The sequence below is a fragment of the Oceanobacter mangrovi genome (assembly GCF_019740315.1).
GTDB lineage: Bacteria > Pseudomonadota > Gammaproteobacteria > Pseudomonadales > Oceanobacteraceae > Oceanobacter > Oceanobacter mangrovi.
This window is the reverse complement of the sequence record NZ_JAHXZR010000010.1, coordinates 68,997-88,742: the sequence shown is the minus strand read 5'-3', so window position 1 is coordinate 88,742 and position 19,746 is coordinate 68,997. Positions and strand designations below refer to the sequence as shown.

General features: G+C 53.3%; 33 protein-coding genes. 24 read left to right on the top strand and 9 right to left on the bottom strand.

Features of this window, described 5'->3' with window-relative positions; translation table 11 throughout:
• Together K6123_RS18445 and K6123_RS18440 are read right to left on the bottom strand one after the other, a co-directional pair.
• Positions 1-303 (bottom strand): VpaChn25_0724 family phage protein, encoded by a 303-nt coding sequence (locus K6123_RS18445; RefSeq protein WP_221800502.1) that lies wholly within the window; start codon positions 301-303, stop codon positions 1-3.
• Positions 300-680 carry a hypothetical protein gene (locus tag K6123_RS18440; RefSeq protein WP_221800500.1) on the bottom strand — a complete coding sequence of 127 codons (381 nt, stop codon included), beginning with the start codon at positions 678-680 and terminating at the stop codon, positions 300-302. The genes K6123_RS18445 and K6123_RS18440 overlap by 4 nt, the downstream gene beginning before the upstream one ends.
• Before the next feature lie 161 nt (positions 681-841).
• Between K6123_RS18440 and K6123_RS18435 the strand changes: the two genes are divergently transcribed.
• From K6123_RS18435 to K6123_RS18425, 3 genes are read left to right on the top strand one after another with little or no spacing between them, the layout of a single operon-like run.
• Positions 842-1,384, top strand: a complete 543-nt coding sequence (locus tag K6123_RS18435; protein ID WP_221800498.1) for an N-acetylmuramoyl-L-alanine amidase — start codon at positions 842-844, stop codon at positions 1,382-1,384.
• Between the two features lie 13 nt (positions 1,385-1,397).
• Positions 1,398-1,673 carry a hypothetical protein gene (locus tag K6123_RS18430; RefSeq protein ID WP_221800496.1) on the top strand — a complete coding sequence of 92 codons (276 nt, stop codon included), beginning with the start codon at positions 1,398-1,400 and terminating at the stop codon, positions 1,671-1,673.
• On the top strand, positions 1,670-2,179 hold the full coding sequence (locus K6123_RS18425) for a hypothetical protein (RefSeq protein WP_221800494.1): 510 nt from the start codon (positions 1,670-1,672) through the stop codon (positions 2,177-2,179). Before K6123_RS18430 ends, K6123_RS18425 begins: the two co-directional genes overlap by 4 nt.
• A gap of 49 nt (positions 2,180-2,228) precedes the next feature.
• On the opposite strand, the gene K6123_RS18420 is transcribed toward K6123_RS18425, so the two are convergent.
• The 5 genes from K6123_RS18420 to K6123_RS18400 all read right to left on the bottom strand — a co-directional run bounded on the left by K6123_RS18420 (position 2,229) and on the right by K6123_RS18400 (position 5,070).
• Positions 2,229-2,543 (bottom strand): DUF1889 family protein, encoded by a 315-nt coding sequence (locus tag K6123_RS18420; protein ID WP_221800491.1) that lies wholly within the window; start codon positions 2,541-2,543, stop codon positions 2,229-2,231.
• A 116-nt stretch (positions 2,544-2,659) separates the two neighbouring features.
• On the bottom strand, positions 2,660-3,298 hold the full coding sequence (locus K6123_RS18415) for a hypothetical protein (protein ID WP_221800489.1): 639 nt from the start codon (positions 3,296-3,298) through the stop codon (positions 2,660-2,662).
• Positions 3,299-3,312: 14 nt separating this feature from the next.
• Positions 3,313-3,990 (bottom strand): DUF4124 domain-containing protein, encoded by a 678-nt coding sequence (locus tag K6123_RS18410; RefSeq protein ID WP_221800487.1) that lies wholly within the window; start codon positions 3,988-3,990, stop codon positions 3,313-3,315.
• Between the two features lie 21 nt (positions 3,991-4,011).
• Positions 4,012-4,521 (bottom strand): hypothetical protein, encoded by a 510-nt coding sequence (locus tag K6123_RS18405; RefSeq protein WP_221800485.1) that lies wholly within the window; start codon positions 4,519-4,521, stop codon positions 4,012-4,014.
• A gap of 120 nt (positions 4,522-4,641) precedes the next feature.
• Entirely contained in the window at positions 4,642-5,070 is a 429-nt protein-coding gene (locus K6123_RS18400; RefSeq protein ID WP_221800483.1) for a helix-turn-helix domain-containing protein, read from the bottom strand.
• Between the two features lie 322 nt (positions 5,071-5,392).
• On the opposite strand from K6123_RS18400, the gene K6123_RS18395 reads away from it, so the two are divergent.
• The 13 genes from K6123_RS18395 (at position 5,393) to K6123_RS18335 (ending at position 13,545) form a co-directional block, all read left to right on the top strand.
• The gene (locus K6123_RS18395) at positions 5,393-5,680 is read left to right on the top strand and encodes a hypothetical protein (RefSeq protein WP_221800481.1); all 288 of its coding nucleotides are present in this window, start codon (positions 5,393-5,395) and stop codon (positions 5,678-5,680) included.
• Positions 5,677-5,976, top strand: coding sequence for a helix-turn-helix domain-containing protein (locus K6123_RS18390; RefSeq protein WP_221800479.1), 300 nt, complete (start codon positions 5,677-5,679; stop codon positions 5,974-5,976). Before K6123_RS18395 ends, K6123_RS18390 begins: the two co-directional genes overlap by 4 nt.
• 9 nt (positions 5,977-5,985) lie before the next feature.
• A complete protein-coding gene (locus tag K6123_RS18385) occupies positions 5,986-6,918 on the top strand; it encodes a hypothetical protein (protein ID WP_221800477.1) in 933 nt (310 codons plus the stop codon).
• A 20-nt stretch (positions 6,919-6,938) separates the two neighbouring features.
• Positions 6,939-8,684: an integrase catalytic domain-containing protein gene (locus tag K6123_RS18380; protein ID WP_221800475.1), complete on the top strand. Its 1,746-nt coding sequence runs from the start codon at positions 6,939-6,941 to the stop codon at positions 8,682-8,684.
• The gene (locus K6123_RS18375) at positions 8,681-9,874 is read left to right on the top strand and encodes an ExeA family protein (RefSeq protein ID WP_221800473.1); all 1,194 of its coding nucleotides are present in this window, start codon (positions 8,681-8,683) and stop codon (positions 9,872-9,874) included. The genes K6123_RS18380 and K6123_RS18375 overlap by 4 nt, the downstream gene beginning before the upstream one ends.
• A 10-nt stretch (positions 9,875-9,884) precedes the next feature.
• Positions 9,885-10,145, top strand: coding sequence for a hypothetical protein (locus K6123_RS18370; protein WP_221800471.1), 261 nt, complete (start codon positions 9,885-9,887; stop codon positions 10,143-10,145).
• Positions 10,142-10,882 (top strand): hypothetical protein, encoded by a 741-nt coding sequence (locus tag K6123_RS18365; RefSeq protein ID WP_221800468.1) that lies wholly within the window; start codon positions 10,142-10,144, stop codon positions 10,880-10,882. Before K6123_RS18370 ends, K6123_RS18365 begins: the two co-directional genes overlap by 4 nt.
• A gap of 242 nt (positions 10,883-11,124) precedes the next feature.
• On the top strand, positions 11,125-11,649 hold the full coding sequence (locus K6123_RS18360; RefSeq protein ID WP_221800467.1) for a host-nuclease inhibitor Gam family protein: 525 nt from the start codon (positions 11,125-11,127) through the stop codon (positions 11,647-11,649).
• On the top strand, positions 11,646-12,023 hold the full coding sequence (locus K6123_RS18355) for a DUF2528 family protein (RefSeq protein WP_221800465.1): 378 nt from the start codon (positions 11,646-11,648) through the stop codon (positions 12,021-12,023). Before K6123_RS18360 ends, K6123_RS18355 begins: the two co-directional genes overlap by 4 nt.
• On the top strand, positions 12,020-12,235 hold the full coding sequence (locus tag K6123_RS18350) for a hypothetical protein (RefSeq protein WP_221800463.1): 216 nt from the start codon (positions 12,020-12,022) through the stop codon (positions 12,233-12,235). Before K6123_RS18355 ends, K6123_RS18350 begins: the two co-directional genes overlap by 4 nt.
• Positions 12,232-12,732 carry a regulatory protein GemA gene (locus K6123_RS18345; RefSeq protein ID WP_221800461.1) on the top strand — a complete coding sequence of 167 codons (501 nt, stop codon included), beginning with the start codon at positions 12,232-12,234 and terminating at the stop codon, positions 12,730-12,732. Before K6123_RS18350 ends, K6123_RS18345 begins: the two co-directional genes overlap by 4 nt.
• Positions 12,732-13,181, top strand: coding sequence for a hypothetical protein (locus K6123_RS18340; protein WP_221800459.1), 450 nt, complete (start codon positions 12,732-12,734; stop codon positions 13,179-13,181). Before K6123_RS18345 ends, K6123_RS18340 begins: the two co-directional genes overlap by 1 nt.
• A gap of 10 nt (positions 13,182-13,191) precedes the next feature.
• Complete coding sequence (locus K6123_RS18335; RefSeq protein WP_221800457.1) at positions 13,192-13,545, top strand: Mor transcription activator family protein; 354 nt, start codon at positions 13,192-13,194, stop codon at positions 13,543-13,545.
• 81 nt (positions 13,546-13,626) lie between these two features.
• On the opposite strand, the gene K6123_RS18330 is transcribed toward K6123_RS18335, so the two are convergent.
• On the bottom strand, positions 13,627-14,268 hold the full coding sequence (locus tag K6123_RS18330) for a hypothetical protein (protein WP_221800456.1): 642 nt from the start codon (positions 14,266-14,268) through the stop codon (positions 13,627-13,629).
• Positions 14,269-14,424: 156 nt separating this feature from the next.
• Positions 14,425-15,135: a competence protein CoiA gene (locus tag K6123_RS18325; protein WP_221800454.1), complete on the bottom strand. Its 711-nt coding sequence runs from the start codon at positions 15,133-15,135 to the stop codon at positions 14,425-14,427.
• Positions 15,136-15,238: 103 nt separating this feature from the next.
• Here K6123_RS18325 and K6123_RS18320 point away from each other — a divergent pair, with 103 nt between their 5' ends.
• From K6123_RS18320 to K6123_RS18285, 8 genes are read left to right on the top strand one after another with little or no spacing between them, the layout of a single operon-like run.
• Positions 15,239-16,237 (top strand): hypothetical protein, encoded by a 999-nt coding sequence (locus tag K6123_RS18320; protein WP_221800452.1) that lies wholly within the window; start codon positions 15,239-15,241, stop codon positions 16,235-16,237.
• Positions 16,238-16,291: 54 nt separating this feature from the next.
• Positions 16,292-17,227, top strand: coding sequence for a major capsid protein (locus K6123_RS18315; protein ID WP_221800450.1), 936 nt, complete (start codon positions 16,292-16,294; stop codon positions 17,225-17,227).
• Between the two features lie 36 nt (positions 17,228-17,263).
• On the top strand, positions 17,264-17,458 hold the full coding sequence (locus tag K6123_RS18310; RefSeq protein ID WP_221800448.1) for a DUF7210 family protein: 195 nt from the start codon (positions 17,264-17,266) through the stop codon (positions 17,456-17,458).
• On the top strand, positions 17,458-17,787 hold the full coding sequence (locus K6123_RS18305) for a capsid cement protein (RefSeq protein ID WP_221800446.1): 330 nt from the start codon (positions 17,458-17,460) through the stop codon (positions 17,785-17,787). Before K6123_RS18310 ends, K6123_RS18305 begins: the two co-directional genes overlap by 1 nt.
• Before the next feature lie 20 nt (positions 17,788-17,807).
• Positions 17,808-18,311: a phage protein Gp36 family protein gene (locus tag K6123_RS18300; protein WP_221800444.1), complete on the top strand. Its 504-nt coding sequence runs from the start codon at positions 17,808-17,810 to the stop codon at positions 18,309-18,311.
• Complete coding sequence (locus K6123_RS18295; protein WP_221800442.1) at positions 18,311-18,742, top strand: phage tail terminator protein; 432 nt, start codon at positions 18,311-18,313, stop codon at positions 18,740-18,742. Before K6123_RS18300 ends, K6123_RS18295 begins: the two co-directional genes overlap by 1 nt.
• Positions 18,743-18,754: 12 nt before the next feature.
• Positions 18,755-18,958 (top strand): DUF7210 family protein, encoded by a 204-nt coding sequence (locus tag K6123_RS18290; protein ID WP_221800439.1) that lies wholly within the window; start codon positions 18,755-18,757, stop codon positions 18,956-18,958.
• The gene (locus tag K6123_RS18285; protein ID WP_221800437.1) at positions 18,958-19,707 is read left to right on the top strand and encodes a phage tail tube protein; all 750 of its coding nucleotides are present in this window, start codon (positions 18,958-18,960) and stop codon (positions 19,705-19,707) included. Before K6123_RS18290 ends, K6123_RS18285 begins: the two co-directional genes overlap by 1 nt.
• Positions 19,708-19,746: the final 39 nt, after the last annotated feature.

The following is a 19,746-nucleotide window of genomic DNA, read 5'->3' as shown; positions in this document are numbered from 1 at the left end:
TCACAGCTCTCCAGGACGAGGGCGCTCAATACCATCGATGCTCAAACGACCTTCGGTAACCTCAACACCGCGATCATTGATCGTTGCCACCAGGCCAATGCCGTGCACATCCTTCACCGCCAACAGTGCGGCATTCTCCAACCAACGGATATGCTCACGAACTTCATCAGTACTGATGGAATGGCCAGCTGCAGTTAGACCAGCAGCCAAAATGTGCTGGTTGTGGCTATAACCAGCATCTCGTTTCAACAGCTGCAAAATATACAGACGCTGACTGGCTGCGACCCGATCAAGGAAGCTCATGATTTTTTCTCCTGGGAAATCAAATGCTGATAGATGGTGTCGAGCTGCCGGGAATGGCCACTCGACTGGCCAGCAACCTTGCTGAGCGTTTCGACAACGCTATCCAGGCGGCCATAGATATGCTTCAAGTCTTCATGGCTGGGCATGTGCTTGAGTTCTGATTCAACCGCCGTAATACGGCGATCCTGAAGGGTTAACTGATCTTTGATTTCATCGTCATTCTTCTGGATCGTCTCGTTGATGCTTTTTGTAAATGCTTCAAAGTCCTGAGGACTTACAGTCGACTGCTTAAATGTCCAGCCAAGCCAAACCAGCGCCAGATTCATGACCAGTGCAATGGGTGCCCAGTACTTCTCCAATCCCGCTAAAAAATCCACAGCCGCATCCCCAGCTAGCCTAAAAAGTGCAGCCAGTCTGGCTTTTCAATCCCTCCAAATCTTGTAAACGGCTTTACAAGAAAGCCCCGTCAGCCTCGTGCCACAGTGCAGACCTCTGAAAGCAATACACATCATCCAATTCACCAGAGAGAGGTCATGTAATGGGTAATTGGCGATCACTCGAAAACGTCGACACCATCGTTGTTCACTGTGCCGCGACGCCAAACGGCCAGCCGTTCACTGCCGAACAAATCGACAGTTGGCACGCCGACCGTGGCTTCAAACGCGACCTGACAATTCCGCTGGAAGCGGAGCCATTCACCCTGCACACAGAACCCCCGTTAGGTCATATCGGTTACCACTACGTCATCGAGCTGGATGGCACCATCCGATCGGGGCGACCGTTAAATGAAATCGGCGCACATGCCTATGGCCATAACCGCTTCAGCGTGGGCATCTGCATAGTCGGTACAGATGCCTTTACCAAACGCCAATGGGCCGCACTGGCAACCCTTGTGGACTGGCTGATCTGCGAACGCATTGCCGCACCGCCAGTGATTTGTGGCCATCGTGATCTGTCACCCGACGTTAATGGTGATGGCGAAGTGGAACCGTGGGAATGGGTCAAAACCTGCCCAGGATTTGATGTAAAGGAATGGGCTGAAAACAAATTCGTCCCCCTCGACAAACACATTCTGGCCTGAGCCGGGAGGCACCATGCTCAACATTATTAAAAGTTTGCTTTCGGCATTCACATGGCAGCTGGTTTCAGACGCCCTCAGTGCCGTGTTACGCCGTATTCAATGGACCGTGGTACTCGAACGCCTGATTACTCGCGCGATCATCAGCGGCTTGCGCTGGCTTGAAAAAATGGACACCAACGACGTCTTGGGTGACACCGTCGAACTCATCGCCAACATGCTGGAAGAAAAACGCCTGGTGAAAGCCAAGGAATACCAACAGCAGCAAGACAAACGGAAAACGTCGCGATGACCGAATCGGTATATGCCAGCTACGGCTGGCAAGAGTGGGTCTGGCTCTGCCTGTTCGTAAGCGGAGCCTTTTACATGACCATCGACGTCAGCCGCCGAATCACCAGCTGGCTGCTTTCCAGGGCACTGCCGACTCGATATATCATCCCGATCGGCCAGGGCGACGAGCAAAACCGCGTCACCGTATGGGCCTATACCTTCGAACGAGCAGTGATCAAAGCCGCTGCAAAAGACGCCCACCAGTATGTCCTGGACAAACTCGGATGGTCGCTGAAACCAACGCCATGGATATCCGCATGGCCGCAAAATTTAAAGTGGCTGCTGTGGGGCGAGTGGAAAGCCCGGCTGGAATACCGCCAATACGACCAGGGAGAAACCGATGAGCTGCTGGCGGCCTTGATCGAAATATTCGACCAGCCATGGCGTAACCATTGGGCTAACAGGCGGGATTTATGGCTGCTCTGCTTGCGATCGGCAGAGCTGGAGGTTGCTGTTGCTAAGGCTTAAATCTATTCAGATTTTGAAAGCAGCATCCGTGCTGCTTACTGGCCCTTCATTACAGATGGGAAGCTATGATTTTATTCACTGTATCGGCTCCCCAGCCAATCGGTAATTTCACCCTAACGCGTTTCCCGTCACTGACTCGTTGAGCCAATTTGGCAAACTGCACCGCATGTTTTTCCGGCCAGTTATTGGCAATACAAAGTTGTAAGACCTCATCGTAGGGCATCGCCACCCCGTGATGATGTAAGGCCCTGAGCATTTCTTTCGCTCTGGAATCATCTATCGAGTGCAATAGCCCAGTCTGGATGTTCATGCGTTTAGATAGTGCAGAGATGGACTCTGTGAGTACGATGTTAATTTTAGACATTTCAAATCCTCTAAATCGAGTTATGCAACCAAACCAGCGCCGAAATGGCCTGAGTAATTTGGCTACAACTCTATTTAGGGTTTTTCATTCCATTAAATGTCAGCTCTGGCACATTTTTAGAGCTTTCCAGTCCCTAATAATTGCTGCATTAGCGTGGAAATTTTTTCTAGAGATAAATCAATAGCTTCTTTCATCCTAGCTGGATGATTCGCTATATGTTCAACCATGAGATCTTTCGCCTGATCTGGTGGCAAAGACTGCACTTTTTCAGAAAAATTGCGTGCCCTAGTATGATATTCCAGTATATATGAATGATATTTTTCTAAACAATCTTCAAGAGCAGGAACAAGTTCTAAAGGAATAAGAGGTCTATTTATAAAAAAGAATTTTTGAGCATCAGTAAATGGCTTATGGATAGCCTTCCAGCGATCACTATCTGAATGTGCAGATAACTCCAGTAAATTCTGAACAACCTCTTTCATTACAAACAATAATCGGTATATCGTTAACAACGCCTCGGCCTGCTTTTCATAAATTCCTCCATACCGAATATTAAGAAGCATGGCGTCTTTTTGCAGAGCAGCTGAGTGTTCAGTCAATTTGATATTCGCCTGACTTGTAAGATCCGCTCTGAACTGCTCCATGTCTTTTTGCAGGAGTTGCTCTAAGAGTTTTTTCCCTAATAAGGCAGCTAACGCTAATCCACCTAGCGCTCCACTAATAAAACTTGTCACGAACTCCCATGGAATTTCCATTACAACTCCTTCTATCACTGAGCACCGCTCAAACGCTGGCCATCTTCACTTAGGTAGCATCGGTACTGTTCCGCTCCTACATACGCTCCCCAACTATTTTTGGCATTTACATCCAACAAGATTGCGTAGCGCGGGAGAGAGCCATTCGCTAACCAGGCATACTTCACACCCTCGATCCGCACAGAATCGGGGTCCTTAAAGCTGTGAGTATCAAGTACATGCTGAAGGCAGGATCTCTCAAGCATCACTTTCGTCAATTCAGGATCATCTGATTCAACTATTTTGTTCTGTGCCGCTTTAAGCGCCGCCAAAAACCGGGCTTCATCTTCTTTTGCCTTGGCTAATTGTTCCTTCCGTCTCTCTTCCTGGAGAGCTTGCCGCTCTTTTTCTATTACCAGCTGCTGCTGCCGTTTGGCATCTTCTGCAGCCAGGCGCTCCGATTCTTGCTGCTCAACCATAAGTTGCTTCAAGCAGGTCCGATCAGTAGGAAGAGAGTGCCCAGCCTGGATGCGTTTCTGATAAGCCGATATTGAGTCCGAGCATACATTTTGAGATTGAGCGGAATTAGTATTTACGGTACCGCAAGGCTGATCCTGAAAAACGGTGTTTCCGTCAGCATCACGACAGACATGCATTCCTGCTTGAGTCCACGACGTAGCCAACAATCCCAAAAGCAGCATCCAATAACGCATAAAACCTCCATGTATATAACGTCAATTTTCCATAAAACGCATAAAGGCAGTATTGGGTGTGAAGCGCTGCCCTATCGCCTGATAAAGGCTGAGCAGTGCGTTAAAAGCATGCTCACCTTCTTCCCGTGATAGCTTTATGCTCAGGGCCATTTGATCGCTATCAGCAAGTAATATCTCTTCGACCTCGGCGAAAGCTTCATCGGAATCTTGAGTCGGTTCATCGCTGGCATCAGCAAACACCAGTTTTTCATCCATTCGCCATTCAATTTCATCAAATGGACTACTGAATGGGCTATACAGAGGGCCTTCACATTCCCCCAGCAAGGCATAGATTTTATTTAAGTGATCTCTAGCTTGTCGAACGTGTTCTAGTCTTTCCCTGATATCTTCTTCATGAACGTCGACGATTGCTTCCAGGGCTGTCAATTGCTGGCCCATACCGCTTAGAAATGATCTGTCGATATCATCTTCAAGAAGCTGCTGTTCAAACTCCCGAGTTACCTTTTCCAACTCTGCCAAGAATCCTTTCATCTCTATCCCTTACTGACGACTTCAATACACCCCGAGGGAACCAACCAGAGTTCCTGACGAATCAGAACATAGTATGACAATGCTACAGACGTGTGTACACATATACCAATTGTGTACAGATCAGCGCAAATTTTTTAATGAATCCATCTGTGCCTTGAGATCTTCCAGGGCTTTTTCCATTTCAGATATCCGGCTTTTTTCCTTCACGTCCGCTAATAAATCTTGCTGCTGAACGGCACTGAGATTGTCAAAAAGCGCGAGTAGTTCTTGCTGCTTGTCTGTGAGTGGCGGGCTGCTGCAGTTGCTGGCAGTTTCTTCTGCCAAGGCATGACTAGTGGGCTGACCGACGCCCAGCAGCAGCCAGTCCAGAGAAAAATGCTGTTCCTCTGCTGCCTGAATACAAAGCGTGTAAGGGACGGTATTTCTGGTTTTCCAGTTACTGAGTGTCTGGCGGTTTACCTTCGTAATCCGGCTTAACTCTGAATCACTCCCAGCGCCCAAACAACGCTTCAGCCGTTCAATTACCGCCGACGCGCTTTTTTTATCCATTTTGTGTACTCAGTGTTGATGTCCATATTTTGTGTATGTATAGTAAACTCATTGTGTACAGGTAAACAAATTGGGTACAAGTGAACCATGCAGAAGCATCAGATTCTAGCTCGCCTGATGGAAAAGAAAACCAACTGTCGGGAATGGTCGTTCAGACACGGCTACAAGCCACGCACTGTGTATCAGCTGTTAGATCGCTATGCAGGGAAATCTGACTTGCCTCGCGGCCGGTTGAGTTACCGGATTTTGCGAGAACTCTCTCAGGAAATTGGTGAAGAAATTGTGCCCGGAATTCTTGCCACGGCTGCATAAGGAGTCAGCTATGTATCATTCAAACAATATGCATCCAACGCTTCAACGTTTTGCTAATGCGGTTCAGCGCCAGCTGGAGGCCTCCGGCTGGACCGTAACCGCGACCTGGGGCGAGGGCTACTTTACCCATTTAGCCCACGTCGAATGCACTCATGACCGTGAGCATCATGGCTGGGGGCTATTGCTGCCAGAAGTCGCATGGCGCGAGGCATACAAGATGCTTGTGCAGCCTCGCTGCGGAGTGGACTGGTTTGAACTGTGGACTCAGTGCGAACAAGAAGAGGTGCATAAGGCATGAGCACCAACCAATCCGCCGAGCGTGTACTGACCGTGCTGGATCTGCTGATGCGCAATTTCGTCCACGGCATGACACCAACGGACATCGTCAAAGCAACGGGGTTCAGCGCCCCCAACGTCACACGCTACGTGGCCACTCTGGAGGCTACTGGCTGGGCAGAACGCATCCCGGAAACCAGTCGTATCCGTGCCAGCGTTCGACTGGCCCAACGATCGGAACAGATCCGCTCCGATCTGGAGCAGGCTCAGCGCCGTATCGGCGAACTGCAGAACCGAATCAACAACTCTCGTATGTAAGGGAATCCTATGACCGATTTCATTCCAGCCACCACTGCCACTGACGAGGATGCCAACCTGGCTGCCAGTCGTGACGCGATCAACGCCATGTATAAGGCGGCCCAAACCAAAGAAGCCGCCAAAGAGCTGGCTCATGTGCTGAAGTACGGAGGCAATCTGGCACCTGACGTTCTGGAGGACGGTATTCGTGAAAGCCAGGCGCGTATTGGTGCGGAAATTTTTCAGATTGGCGCACGCCTTCTGCTAATCAAAGAGCAAGCTGAGCACGGTCAGTTTTTGGAGTGCCTGCAACGTCTTGATATCAACCCGCGTGCAGCCCAGAAATTTATGCAGGTCAGTTTGAAGTTTTCAAATGCGCCGATATCGGCGCATTTGGCGAAAGTTGGCAAATCTAAGATTCTCGAACTGCTGGTGCTTGATGATGAAGAAATTGAAGAGCTTGCTGAAGAAGGCTCGGTTCGCGGCCTGGAACTGGACGACATCGACCGGATGCCAGTATCCGAACTCCGCAAAAAGCTGCGCGAAGAGAAAAACAAAAGCGAAGCGGCCGAACGCTTGAACACAGTCAAAAGCGAAACCATCGACTCTCTGCTGACCGAGCTGGATCGCAAACCTCAAACGCTGCCAAAACCAGACGAAGACCTTGCCAAGCTGCATGGCAGGGTCGCGGAAATCTCCGAGATTATCAGTAAGGCAATCACAGGCTCATTGAATGGCCACATGACTGCCATTGCCAATCACCATGACCAGCATGGCGGCAGTTCTGACCAAATCCTGCTTGGCCACCTGAATCAAATCAGCAATGAAATTGCCGAGCTGCGCGAATTATTTGCTCTGGCTGAAGTGGTCGACGGCGTGCCGGAATGGGAACGCTGGAATGATAACCAGCTGAACATGCTCGACCAGCTGGACGATGACGCCAGTGTTGGCGAGCAAGGCTAAGAGACGGCGGAGCGGTATCAATGGCAATCAAAACCGAAATTCTGGTGGATGCCTGGCGCACGGCAGAGTCAGCTGGCCACGGCCAAAAGCAGCGGGTTTATCAGGCTGCTGCAGACCGTCTTGGCATCAGCCTGTCCAGCCTCTACCGGGAGTTAGAAGCAGCAGGGCTGAAGAAAGCCCGCAAGAAGCGCTCAGATGCCGGTGATGTGTTGTTGCCTTTGGATGAGGTCATGGAAATCAGTAAATTCATGTATCACTCGTACCGCAACAACAATAAGAAGCTGGCCACGGTTAAGAATGCACTGGAAACGCTGCGCTCCAATGGCACGATTCGGGCGGAATACATCGATGAAAAAACCGGTGAAGTGCGCCTGCTCAGCGAGAACGCCTGTTCACGTGCATTACGTCAATATCAGTTGCACCCAGACCAGCTGCGCCGCCCAACGCCAGCGGTGCAACTGGCCAGCCGTCATCCCAATCATGTCTGGCAGATCGACGCCTCCATCTCGGTGCTTTTTTACGTTCCCGAGTCTGGCGTGGCCGATATGCCACCGGGTGAGTTCTATAAGAACAAGCCAGGCAACTTCGAGAAAATCAAAAAGCAACGCCTGACCCGCTATGTGGTAACCGACCACACCAGTGGTGCCATTTTTGCGCACTACGTTGCTGGCGGTGAGTCTATCGCCAATCTGGCTGAAAGCCTGTTGGCCGCCATGGCCGAGCGCAAGGGTGAATCGGTTTATGGCGTGCCAAATATCCTCTACTTCGACCCGGGTAGCGGTGCAACCAAAACATTCAGACGCTTTTTGAAAGCACTGCAGATCAAAGATGAGATTCATAAGAAAGGCAACAGCCGCGCCACTGGCCAGGTGGAAAAAGGGCAAGACCTGGTCGAGGTCAATTTTGAAGCTGGCTTCAAATATACCGACGTGCCCAGCCTGGAATGGATCAACCAAAAGGCGCGTCAGTTCTGCCGCTGGTTCAATGCCACGCGCAAGCACACGCGTCACGGTAAGACCCGTCTGAATAAGTGGATGGAAATCACACCATCTCAGCTGCGTCTGGCAAACATGGATCATGCCCGTGAACTGCTGACCTCAGAACCCAAAGCTTGCAAGGTACGGGACGGTCTGACCATTTCCTTCAAGGGGCAGCCCTTCGATGTTCATCAAGTCCCTGGGGTCGCTGTCCGCGAAAAGCTCATGGTCACACTGAACCCACTGGTATCGGATCGTGCATGGGTAGTGACCTACGAAGACGGTGCGGAGGTACTGCACCCAATTTTGGCCATCAGCAAAGACGAGAATGGTTTCCTGGAAACCGCCAACATCATTGGTGAGGACTACACCCCGGCACCAGAAACCCAGCTCGACATTAACCGCCGCGAAATCCAACGCCGTATCTATGAAGCCGCCACCGACGCGGAGGTGGATGCAGCTGCGAAGGCCAAGGCTCTGCCATTCGGTGGCCGACTCGACCCTTACAAGCATTTTGAAAACATACCGGACGTAGCTGTACTGCCGCGTCGCGGTACCGAATTAGACCTGGGCGACCGCCCAACGGTAGAGCAACACCGGCTGTCTCTGCCAACCGCTGCCATGCAGATAAAACGAGAGCTGGAGCAGTCCAGCATTGATTGGACGCCTGAGCACTATCAGGCCCTGACAACGGCTTACCCGGATGGTGTGCCTGAATCAGAGATCGCCCGGCTGGTTGAGTTATGGAGCAACGCCACCCCGGGAGCTGTAGGAGTAATCGGCCAATGACCGATCTGGTGGCATATGAAAGCGAACAAACCAGCGAACTGTTGCTGAAACGGGCGTTGGATGAATTTGGGCTGGCGATCAATAGCGCCGCTCAAATGGTGGGAATCAGCCGCTCGGCTCTGTCGTGCATCTGTAACCACAACCGCTGGCCCAAACAAGGCCGCGAGCAACTGCAACAGAAAATCAGGGACACCCTGAAAAGTAAGGGCGCGAGCGCGGCAACGCTCGCTGACCTGTTTAAGCCTGCGTCAAAAGAGGATCAGTCAGCCGACGCAGAACCCAAAGAGGATCAAAATATGTTACTTCGTTATCAACCGCTTTACCAAAAATCCCGCAAGCACTTCGGTCTGTTCGTTAACCCATTCGAGGAATTAACCTCTGCCGATCAGGTGTTCGATACCCCAGACGTTGCCTATATCCGGGCTGCAATGGCCCAGGTAATGACTGGTGAACGCTTTATTGCGGTCGTTGGTGAATCCGGTGCTGGTAAATCCACCCTGCGCCGCGACCTGATCGATCGAATCAACCGCGAACAGCGCCCTGTTATCGTTTGCGAACCGTATGTGCTCGGCCTGGAAGACTCTGAGCTGAAGGGCAAAAACCTGAAAGCACCGGATATCGCCGCCAGCATCCTGCGGAGCCTGAACCCACACATCAAACTCAAGGTCTCCGCAGAGGGCCGGTTTAATCAATTACACCGGGAACTGATCGAGAGCCGCCGGGCCGGTTACCGTCATGTGCTGATTATTGAGGAAGCCCATTGCCTCAGCATTCCAACACTCAAGCACTTGAAACGCTTCTACGAGCTGGAAGACGGTTTTAACCGCCTGCTATCCATCATCCTGATTGGCCAAACCGAACTGTCACAAAAGCTGGCCGAGAACAAACCTGAGGTTCGTGAAGTCGTCCAACGCATTGAAGTTGCCACTCTTGAGCCGCTCGACCGCCACCTGGAAGGCTACCTGAACCACCGTCTCGGCATTGCCAACAAACGGGTGTCAGACATTCTTGATGCCGGAGCATTAGACGCCTTACGCACCAAACTCACCACGCCTGCGCGTACCCGTAATGCGGCTCCAATCAGCCAGCTTTACCCATTGGCAGTCGGCAACCAGCTGGTTGCAGCCATGAACATGGCTGCCGAATTGGGTGCGCCGAAAGTTACCGCCGACATCATCAACGCTGTCTGAGGGCCTTGCAATGGGACTGTTGAATCAAGTGTTAGGTACAAAAATGATGGACGCTGCCGCCTGCCTGAGCGAGCTGGATGCTCTAGATGTGATGGTGCTGTCTGTCGATCTGGATACCGCTATCCCCGTGTTGCGAGTACAGCCAGCCAAAGGGCTGCACCGCCTAACTGGCGCATGGAAACGCTCGCGCCGTGTTGAAGGGGGCCAGCTCAAAGAACTCTACCGGGGCAACCTGGCAAAGTGCTTTGTGGAATGGGAGGTGCGGCCATGAGCTGGCAACTGCTGAAACGACTTCCAGCTCTGGCGCTGTTAGTTGGCGGCATTGTTCTGCTGCAGAGCCACAGCATGACGTTTTGGGCAGACCAAACTGGTGACAGCTGGACCGCCCCGGTCTGGTCGCTGGTGATCGAGCTTGGAGCCGTTTGGCTCTGGGCTCGCGGCAACACCCTGGTGGCCTGCATTGCCACCGTGCTGGCGTTGGGATCACCCTTGTTTGATCTGGCCCAACCACACTATGCCGCATGGCAACAAGGCCGTGCAGCTGCTGCTGCCAACCAGTCCAGCGTCGAGCAATTACGCGTCGATCTGGCCCGCCTGGAAGCCAAACAAGCGACTTACCTGAAAAACAGTGAGCGCCGTGAAGGCTGGGCCGGGCTGATCGAAAAGACCGAAACCCAAATTGCCGCAACCAAAGCGGAGTTGAACCAAACCACCGGCCAGCGCCCGCCAGCTGTGGATCTGGTGGCTGCCTACCAGGTGGGGATTCAGCTCCTTGCCCTGGTGTTGGTGCAAGTTTTGGTGGTCCTTACCACCCGAACCGTATTTGCCCCGCTTGCTGCATCGTCTGTAGGAGGGAATTCATTCCCGAAACAGCCACGAGGCACCCAAACAGCAGCACCCGCCGCTGGGGCCAGCCAGGGCGCAGGACGCGCCCGCGCTGCCCACCACAATCTGACGCTGGTAAAGCGACTGGCTGCCCGCACCGGCCTGATTCAGGCAGCCAGTTAACCCAATACCAGGCAATCCGAGGGCAGCCGCCATGATGGTGCACGGCATTACCAATAAACAACCGTCCACGAATAACGACATAACCCGGTGGCGAGTCCAGTGCCCCAAACATGGTTCATACACCATTTGGGCAACCGATCGGCCGTTTCAATGTACGCGTCGAGGTTGGCGTAAGGCACACCGTCTTTGCCAACGGGCATTAACGATTCTGGGAACAGTGACCGAACACGGAGACATCATCCATGACTGACCTGACCGATATTGAACAGCTCACGCGTACCTATGCAGACGCCCGAGACTTACTGGCTCAACGCATCACGACACTGAACGACGAGCTGGAAACCACCAAGCGTAAAAAGCTGCGCGGCCTGAAACTCGCAGTGCAAAGCATGGCGCAAGCGAAAGACCAACTGACCCAGGCAATTCAGGCGGCCCCACAGCTGTTCACCAAACCAAAAACCTTGATCACTAGTGGCATCAAGGTGGGCTATGCCAAAAGCAAAGGCAAAACCGTGATCCCCGATGCGAACAAGACGGTGCAGCTGATCCGTAAACACTTACCAGACCAGGCTGAAGTGCTGATCAAAACCGAAGAAAAGCCCATTACCTCCGCCCTCGGTAACCTGACTGCCGCCGAACTCAAAAAGATTGGCGTTCAGGTCCATGACGGTACCGACCAGGTAGTGATCAAAGCCACTGACAGCGAAATCGACAAACTGATTAACGCCCTGGTTGCTGAAGCGGCCGAGCTGGAGGTGCAGCCATGAGCAATATCAAACTCTATCGAATCGATTGGGACTACAAGGCAGAGCTGGTCGTAGAAGTCGATCACGAAGTGATGACAGAAGAGAAGTTGCACGAGATTAATAATTTTTGGACCAGCCCTGAATCGCGAATTAGCGATGCAGGAACGGTACTGAATGCGGTTCTAAAAATGCTCACGAGTCGCTGCATTGATCTCATGATTGAAAGCGGTTGGGGGGACTCATTTCTGGTAGATAAATTCGACTGGGATAAAAAATACGGAGTAGAAGGCTGGCCCCAAATGGATGGTTCCGAAGGCATCAAAATCATCTCAGCAGAGCCGCCGGAGTTCAGTTATGACGACATGACGATTGAAGAGCTGGAGGTGCAGCCATGACTGAACTGCCATTAGACATGACCCGGCCAGCACGCCTGGTGTTTGCGGATATCGCCGATGCTATGAGTGCTCAACTTAAACGTGGAGAGCAACCGGTTGTGGTGCTGCCATTCATGGGTGGCGGACTGGAGATCAGGCCAATTTTCCCGGGTGATACCGTCATAACAAAGCACTTCACCGTTAATACCAAGACCGGGGAAGTTCAGCCATGACCAATCCAGCCCAACGCGGCGCAGCCCTCGCCAAGCTGCATATCGCCAAAAAGGAAATGAACATGAGCGATGACGCCTATCGCTCATTGCTGGTGCGCCACGGCGCGCCAGCAGCCGATCCCAGCGCCCGCAACCTGCAAATCAAGCAAATCGACGCCGCTCTGCAAGAAATGATCGGCAAGGGCTGGCAACCCAAACGCCGAATCGGTGCAGGAAAAAAACTCAGCCCACAAACCAGCCACAAGCAGCCAGGAGAAGCCACCAAGGCGGATGCTCTGCGCGCGGTATGGATATCCATGGCCAAAGCCGGGTACCTGCGCGATCGCTCCGACAATGCGCTGCTCGCCTGGGTACGCAAACAATCGGCCTGTGCCGGTAAACCGATCGACGCCATAGAGTGGATTAACCAGGACGACACGCTGGCGAACACACTGCTGCACCGGCTGAAAGGTTGGCGCAAACGCCTGCAGACGATGGCCGCCAAGGGAGTGCATTGATGGAACTGGGACGCTGCCCAATCTGCCACCACCGGATCTCGCTGGATGCGATCGCCAAGGATCAGGCTGGCCGTGAACTGGCGGCGCTGGTCGCAAGAACAGACAGCGCCACCGGTCAGGCGCTGCTGGCGTATCTGGGGCTGTTCCGCAGCCCAAGCCGCGACCTCAGTAACGATCGGGCACTGGCCTTGGCCAAGGAGGTACTGGCACTGGAGGCGCCTCAGTGGATCACTGCTGCAATGCAACAAACCGTCGATGCCATCCACAGCAAACGGGCCCAGGGCGGACAGGTCAAGCCGCTCAAGAATCACAACTACCTGAAACAAGTGCTGGAAAGCGTGATCGCTGGTGGCGTCGACGGCATTGTCAGAGTTGAACAACAACGTCAGCAAGCCAGCTACACCAGTGCCGAAGCCACCGTGCAACGGCTGAACGACACCGATTGGTAAGGAGAGCACTATGAGCAACGATCGCAAAATGAACGCGCCGGAATTCCTGGCCGACCTGTTCGACATCGTCAGTCGATTGGGTCAACAACAGGGCCTTAGCAAAGACGAAGCAGATGAACTGGCCGATCTGATCGTTGACGTCGTCTGTGATGAATGGGGAGGCCTGCCGATTTACATCGGCAAAGGCACCCACATGAAACTGAGTCAGCGCGATCTGGATGTGTACCGGGAATTCAGCGGCGACAACCACCAAGAACTGGCGCACAAGTACGGCATCAGCAAGGTGTGGGTATATGCCATCCTACGGCGGGTAAAACGACAACTGGAAGCAAAAGCGGCTGAACAACAACAGCCGCTTCTATAAGCGCCTGAGAGGCGCTTTTTGCATTTATGGGGACTTGGGCGTCTAACGCCCAAAAACGGCAGCAAGGTGCGTCATGACGCGTCAGGGCTGGGGGTTACGAGTAATTACTGGAGGGACTGCCTCTGCAGGAGGAACTGGCATGTTGGGATTTCTATAACTAGAACTAGCCGCTTTGTGATCGGTTGTTCCAAGTGACCATAAGTTATCGATATTCCTGAGGTAAGTTTGCACGTTATATTCCTGGTCTGCGATTATTCCTTCTAATTCAGTTTGTGCATAGTAACCAACATTCAATGGGTCTGTTCTGTCAAAGTAGCCAAGATCGACCTGCCAGTGATCCCAGTCCACATTAGATGCGATTTTTTCTATTTTGGTTTTGTACGCTTCAATTTCTTCAGGTTGCCATCCATAAAAAAACTTGGCGGCCACAATTACGGTCAAAAAAGCTTTTCTTTCTCCAATAAACTGCACCGGGGCCAACAGACCTTCCAGATACATACGTTCGATAACGAGGATGATCCGCTCGTCGTGATCCTCATCCCAGATAATACCGAAGCGGTGAAGTTGAGCTTCTTTGACTGGTTGGTTCATGACGTCAAACCACTCAGCACATTGAAGCACCGAGTAATGACAGCCTCGACCAATGTTTCCAACTGGCGCTTGTTCATCGTGAAGGGTAGAAAAGTATGGGGAATAAACTGCGGGCGTGTTTATGTCTGCCATGGGGCATCCTCTTGGTTTCGTACAAAGGAATGCAGCTTCCGCTGCAGCACCGGGCTTTCGGCCCGACACGGTTCAGCTGCGAAGTTACTCTTTTCTGAATTAATTGCAATCGTAATATGTTCCTCAGAAACGATATAAAACGATCTTCTAACTTTCTCAAATTAGCGGAGGTTGGTAACAGTCCATCCATCGCCAACGCCCATCTTTAAATGTTAGGTTTCCAGACAAAGCCCCCCGAATGAAGTCTTTTAAAGGGATTTCGTATGGGCCATCCCCCATGACCCATGGGAAAAATACGAAGGGGTTCTTTACATCTGAAACATCGATAGAAAAAACAGGCAAGCTTTCTCGATCTGGATAGTGGCCTCCAGAATCTCGGATCATCGATTGATAAATCACGTTAACTTTTGGTTTTCGCTCCACAAACCATAGACACCTAACCCCAGAATTTTTATACCGGTTGGTTCTGTGGACAAAGTTTTCAAGAGATTGGCGTGCAAGTTGGACTTCAAAGGCTACTTTCGCGCTTCGCCGCGAACACAGAACATCCGCAACCCATTTATTGCCCATTTGATCCTGTCCTGGTTCTTCTGGTTCTGCTTCCCAACCAGCTTTTCTTGCACCAATTACGATTAGCTCTTTGCATCGAATATGTGCTTCTGATTCCGAACCTGTCCCGCACGAGTTAACCTTGTGTGCGAAAAATTGAACTCCATTCTTGCTCGTTTTGGGGATGGCTGGGGCATTGCAGCATTTCATATAGATTCCCATCCCCTGATATTCACGTTTAAGTTTTTTCCATTCATCTGATGAAAACTCAAAGGATAGCAATCGCTCCTCTGTTTTCGTTAAACATGCAATTGGCATAAAGACACCTGAGCTCAATTAAGCAAAAAACTTGTAAACCCCTTTATAAGACCACACCCCAACGCCCGCCGCATCATGGCTTCATCAATCAAGGTGAAGCCCCATGCCAAAGTCCAACCGCCCCAATATTCATCTCTTTGTTCCAGGCCAACACACCAGCATGGCAGGCGCCGATCTGCAGTTTGGCGAAGCCGATCTGCAAGCCAGCGCTGCTGCTTATGACCCGGCCAAACACGAAGCGCCCTTGGTTATTGGCCATCCACGTCACGACGCACCCGCCTATGGCTGGGTGCAGGCGTTGGAGTTTGCAGAAGACGGCTTGACCGCCATCCCTCACCAGATCAACCCGGACTTTGCCGAGCTGCATGAATCGGGTGCCTTTAAAAAGGTATCGGCCTCGTTTTACCACCCCAACGCCAAAGCCAACCCGGTACCGGGTGTGTATTACCTGCGCCATGTGGGTTTTCTCGGCGCGCAACCACCGGCCATTAAAGGCCTTCGCAATCCAGAGTTCTCCGAAGGCGAAACCACAGACGACTTTATCACCGTCGAATTTTCCGAAGCCGACACCACCACAGAGGACACCACCGTGACCCCAGAAGAAGCCGCCGCGCTCAAAGCGCAAAACGACCAACTGACTGCCGATCTGGCTGCCCGCGACAAGCTGCTGGCCGATGAGCGCACCGCGCGGGCCAAAGAAAGTGCCGATCGTGCCCATGCCGACAACGTCGCCTTTGCTGAAAAGCTGGCCACTGATACCCGCATCGGCAAAGACCATGTGCCCCTGATCGCCGCTGTACTGACTCAACTGCAACAGCCGGCTGGTGATGCCGACAAGCCTGTGGAGTTTGGCGAAGGCACCGATGCCAAGCCGCTGCACGCCGCCGTTACTGAAATGCTGGAGCAGCTGCCCCAGCGCGTCGAGTTTGGCGAGCACGCCACCAAAGACAAGGCTGCCCAGGGTGACGAAGACGACGAAACCATCAGTTACGCCGAAGGCACTGATCCGGATGCCATTGCCCTGGACAAGAAGATCCGCGCGCACATGAAGAAGCACAGCGTGGATTACGTCACTGCCGCACATGCCGTTGGTAACAAGTAAGCGGCCAACAAGTAACTGACCGCTCAGCAACCTAACACTCATCAGGAGAGCACTATGTCTCGTTTATCCAATCTGCGCCTCGTCGATCCGGTACTGACCCAGCTCGCCATCGGCTACGGCAACAATATGTTCGGTGCCGCTGAAGCGCTGTTCCCTCTGGTAGAAACCGACAAGGAAGGCGGCAAGATCCCGAAATTCGGCATGGACCACTTCCGTATCTACAGTACCGAGCGTGCTCTGCGTGCCAAGTCCAACCGCATTCAACCATCTGACGTTGGTTCGGTGGATGTCGTACTGGATGAACATGATTTGGAATACCCGATCGACTACCGGGAAGAGTCAGAGTCAGCATTTCCGATGCGCGCTCACGGCACCAATATGGTCACCCAGGGCATTCAGCTGCGCCGTGAAAAGTACTGCGCCGATATGGCCCAGAACCCGGCCAACTACGCGGCCAGTAACAAGATCACTCTGAGCGGTACTAGCCAGTTTACCGACGGCACCAACTCCGATCCGGAGGGCGTGGTGGACGATGGTAAAGAGTCCATCCGCAAGGCCATCGCTAAAGATGCCAACACCATGGTGATTGGCCCGTCATCCTGGAAGGTGCTCAAGCGCCATCCGAAGATCCGTGAACTGTTGTCTACCGCTACCAAACGTCTGGTTCGCCTGGAAGACCTGCAGGATATTTTCGAGATCGAAAACATCCTTATCGGCAAAGCAGTCTGGGCACCCGATGCCGCTACCACTGTCAGCGACCTGTGGTCCGACAACATTGTGCTGGCCTATGTACCGAAAGCACAGGCCAACATGGAGCGTAGCCTGTACGAGCCGTCGTTCGGTTACACCCTGCGCCGTAAAGGCGGGCTGGTCATGGATTCACGAACCGAAGACGGCAAGATCGAGTTGGTCCGCCAGACCGATATTTACCGCCCGTACCTGCTGGGAGCCACCGCCGGTTACCTGATCTCAGATACCAACGCTGATTAAGCGTTGGTTGTCCTCACCTCTCAATAGGAGCAGACCATGGCCGCAGCCAAACCGAAAACCATGCCAGACCGGCAACAGTATCAGGCGCTGGAGCCACTGCTGCACGACGGCGACAAGTACCTGCCTGGCCAGCCAATCGAGCTGACTGCAGAGCAGGCCAAATCCATGCAGTCTCGTCGCCTGGTCACTCTGGTGACAGCCGAAGCTGATTCCGAAGAAGGAGCTGAATAATGGCACTCACTCATCACCCAATTCTGGTCATCTCCATGACCGCTGCTGCCGACCTGACCCGTAACCGTTTTATCGGCGCTGATGGCGACGTTTGTGCCGCCGGTGCGCTGGCAGCTGGCATCGGCGAATACGACGTCGCTGCAGGTGAGCAGGCATCTGTGAATGCGCAGGGCCTGATCATCGTTGAAGCTGGTGCCGCTGTTGCTGTAGGTGCTCAGGTTGAATCCGATGCCAATGGTCTGGCCATCACGCTGGACACTGGTATTGCCAACGGCCTGGCACTGGATGCGGCGGCTGCCAGCGGTGATCTGATCCGCATTTTGCGCTGATCCAGGAACAGGAGCTGACCATGACGGCATACGCAAGCCTGCAACAACTCGCTGATGTGGCTGTAAACGGCTGGTCTGAACTGGCCCGCCGCAGCAGCTCGCACCGGTCAGTTGATGGCGATCTGCTGCAGCACCTTGCAGCCGGTGAAACTCCTGCAGTTGAGGCAGATGTACTGGCCGAAGGCCAGGCGGCTATCACACGTCTGGAGCAGTATCTGGAGTCCGTCAGCCGCTATGCCGACAGCTATCTGAATCAGCGTTACCGCGAGTTGATCCCGCTGGCTGCCGAGCACTACAGCAACACGGGTTTACCCAATGCGGTGGCCACCATCGCCCTGGGCCGACTGTATGGCGCAGGTCGATCAGACGAGCTGAAAGCGTTGGTTGCACAGGCTGAAAACTATTTGCGCGATTTGGCCAAGGGAGTGGCCTCACTGGATTACCAGCAGCCAAGCACACCCGACCAGCCAGGTCGTATGACAGTGAAAGCCCGGCCATCCGCGTTTGATTGGGGTGGTTACTGATGCTGTCAGCCGTACAAGCCGAGATTGTCGCTCGACTGGAGCAGCTGCTGCCGAAAACGGTACGGGTGCTCACAACCGATGACCTAATGGGTGTGCGGGAAGATGAAATGCCAACGCCGTGCGTGCATGTGATTTATCAGGGCGGCAAGGTGCAGGAAAGCCGCCGCCCGGATCACCGCGTTGCCCGGCTGGCTGATAGCTGGTTGATCGTTGTTGTCGTCAGTGCAGAGCGCCGGGGTGACAGTACCGAAGCCATCGAAACCGCCACCGAGCATGTCGATGTGATTCGGCCAGGCCTGATGGGCTGGCGACCACCCAGCGCCAATGGCCCGATGGAGCTGGCAACACCGCCAGCTCCGGCGAAAACCAGCGCCTGCTTCTATCTGCCAGTCGCATTCATTGTTGAAACCATCGTACACGCCAACCGCTAACAGGGGGAATTTATGGCTACCAAGAGCACTACATCAGCCACCACAACCGTCACGCTGGCAGCAGCACACAAGCACCAGGGCAAAGACTACCCAGCCGGTGCCAAATTGACCGTCAGCCTCGAAACCGCAGCCTGGTTGCAGGCTAACGGTGTTGTAAAGCCGGATGAAGACGCGGCTGCTGATTCCGCCAAAACCACCACTCAGGAGAGCAAGTAATGGCTACCACCACCAAAACATTCCGCCCTTATAAAGGCCGCGGCAACGTTTACGCCCGCAAGGCAGGCACCACCGATGCTTTGGTTGAGTTGGGAAACGTCGGCGAGCTGAGCATTGCTCACGAAGAAGACGTGCAAACCCTCGGCGACAACCGCCCGGGCGGCGGAACCTATGCAGAGTCGCGTCAGATCCAATCGGTGAGCATGAGCGCCACAGTATACGACTGGAACCGTCAAAACCTCAGCTGGCTGCTGCGCGGCGCCAATACCACAGTTGCCAGTGGCACCGTCACCGATGAAAGCCATACCGCCAAAGCCGGTGGGCTGCTGATGCTGGCAGCCATTGAACCTGACTCTGTCGTCGTAACGTCCGATCCGGCTGGAACCACCTACGTGGAAGGCACCGACTATGAAGTGCGTCCAGAAGGCATCTTCATTCTGGCCAGCGGCAACATCGCCGACGACACGGCCTTGCTGGTCAGCTACAGCAACCCGGAATACGACGTCATCCAGGCACTGACAGAATCCGCCCAGGAACTGGAAGTGGTGTTTGGTGGCATGAACGAAGCCGACGCTGCAGATGCGACACCGCAAGTGATTGAGTTCTTCAAAGTGCAGCCAGCAGTGGCCGGTGAAATGGCACTGATCGCTGACGGTTTCGGTGGTGTGCCGTTCTCGGCCACGGTGGCCAAAGACAACAGCAAAACCGGCTCAGGCATCAGTAAGTACTACAAGATCAGTCAACGCTGACCCCTGAGCTGACCATGGACTGGTCAGTGGTGCCTGTGG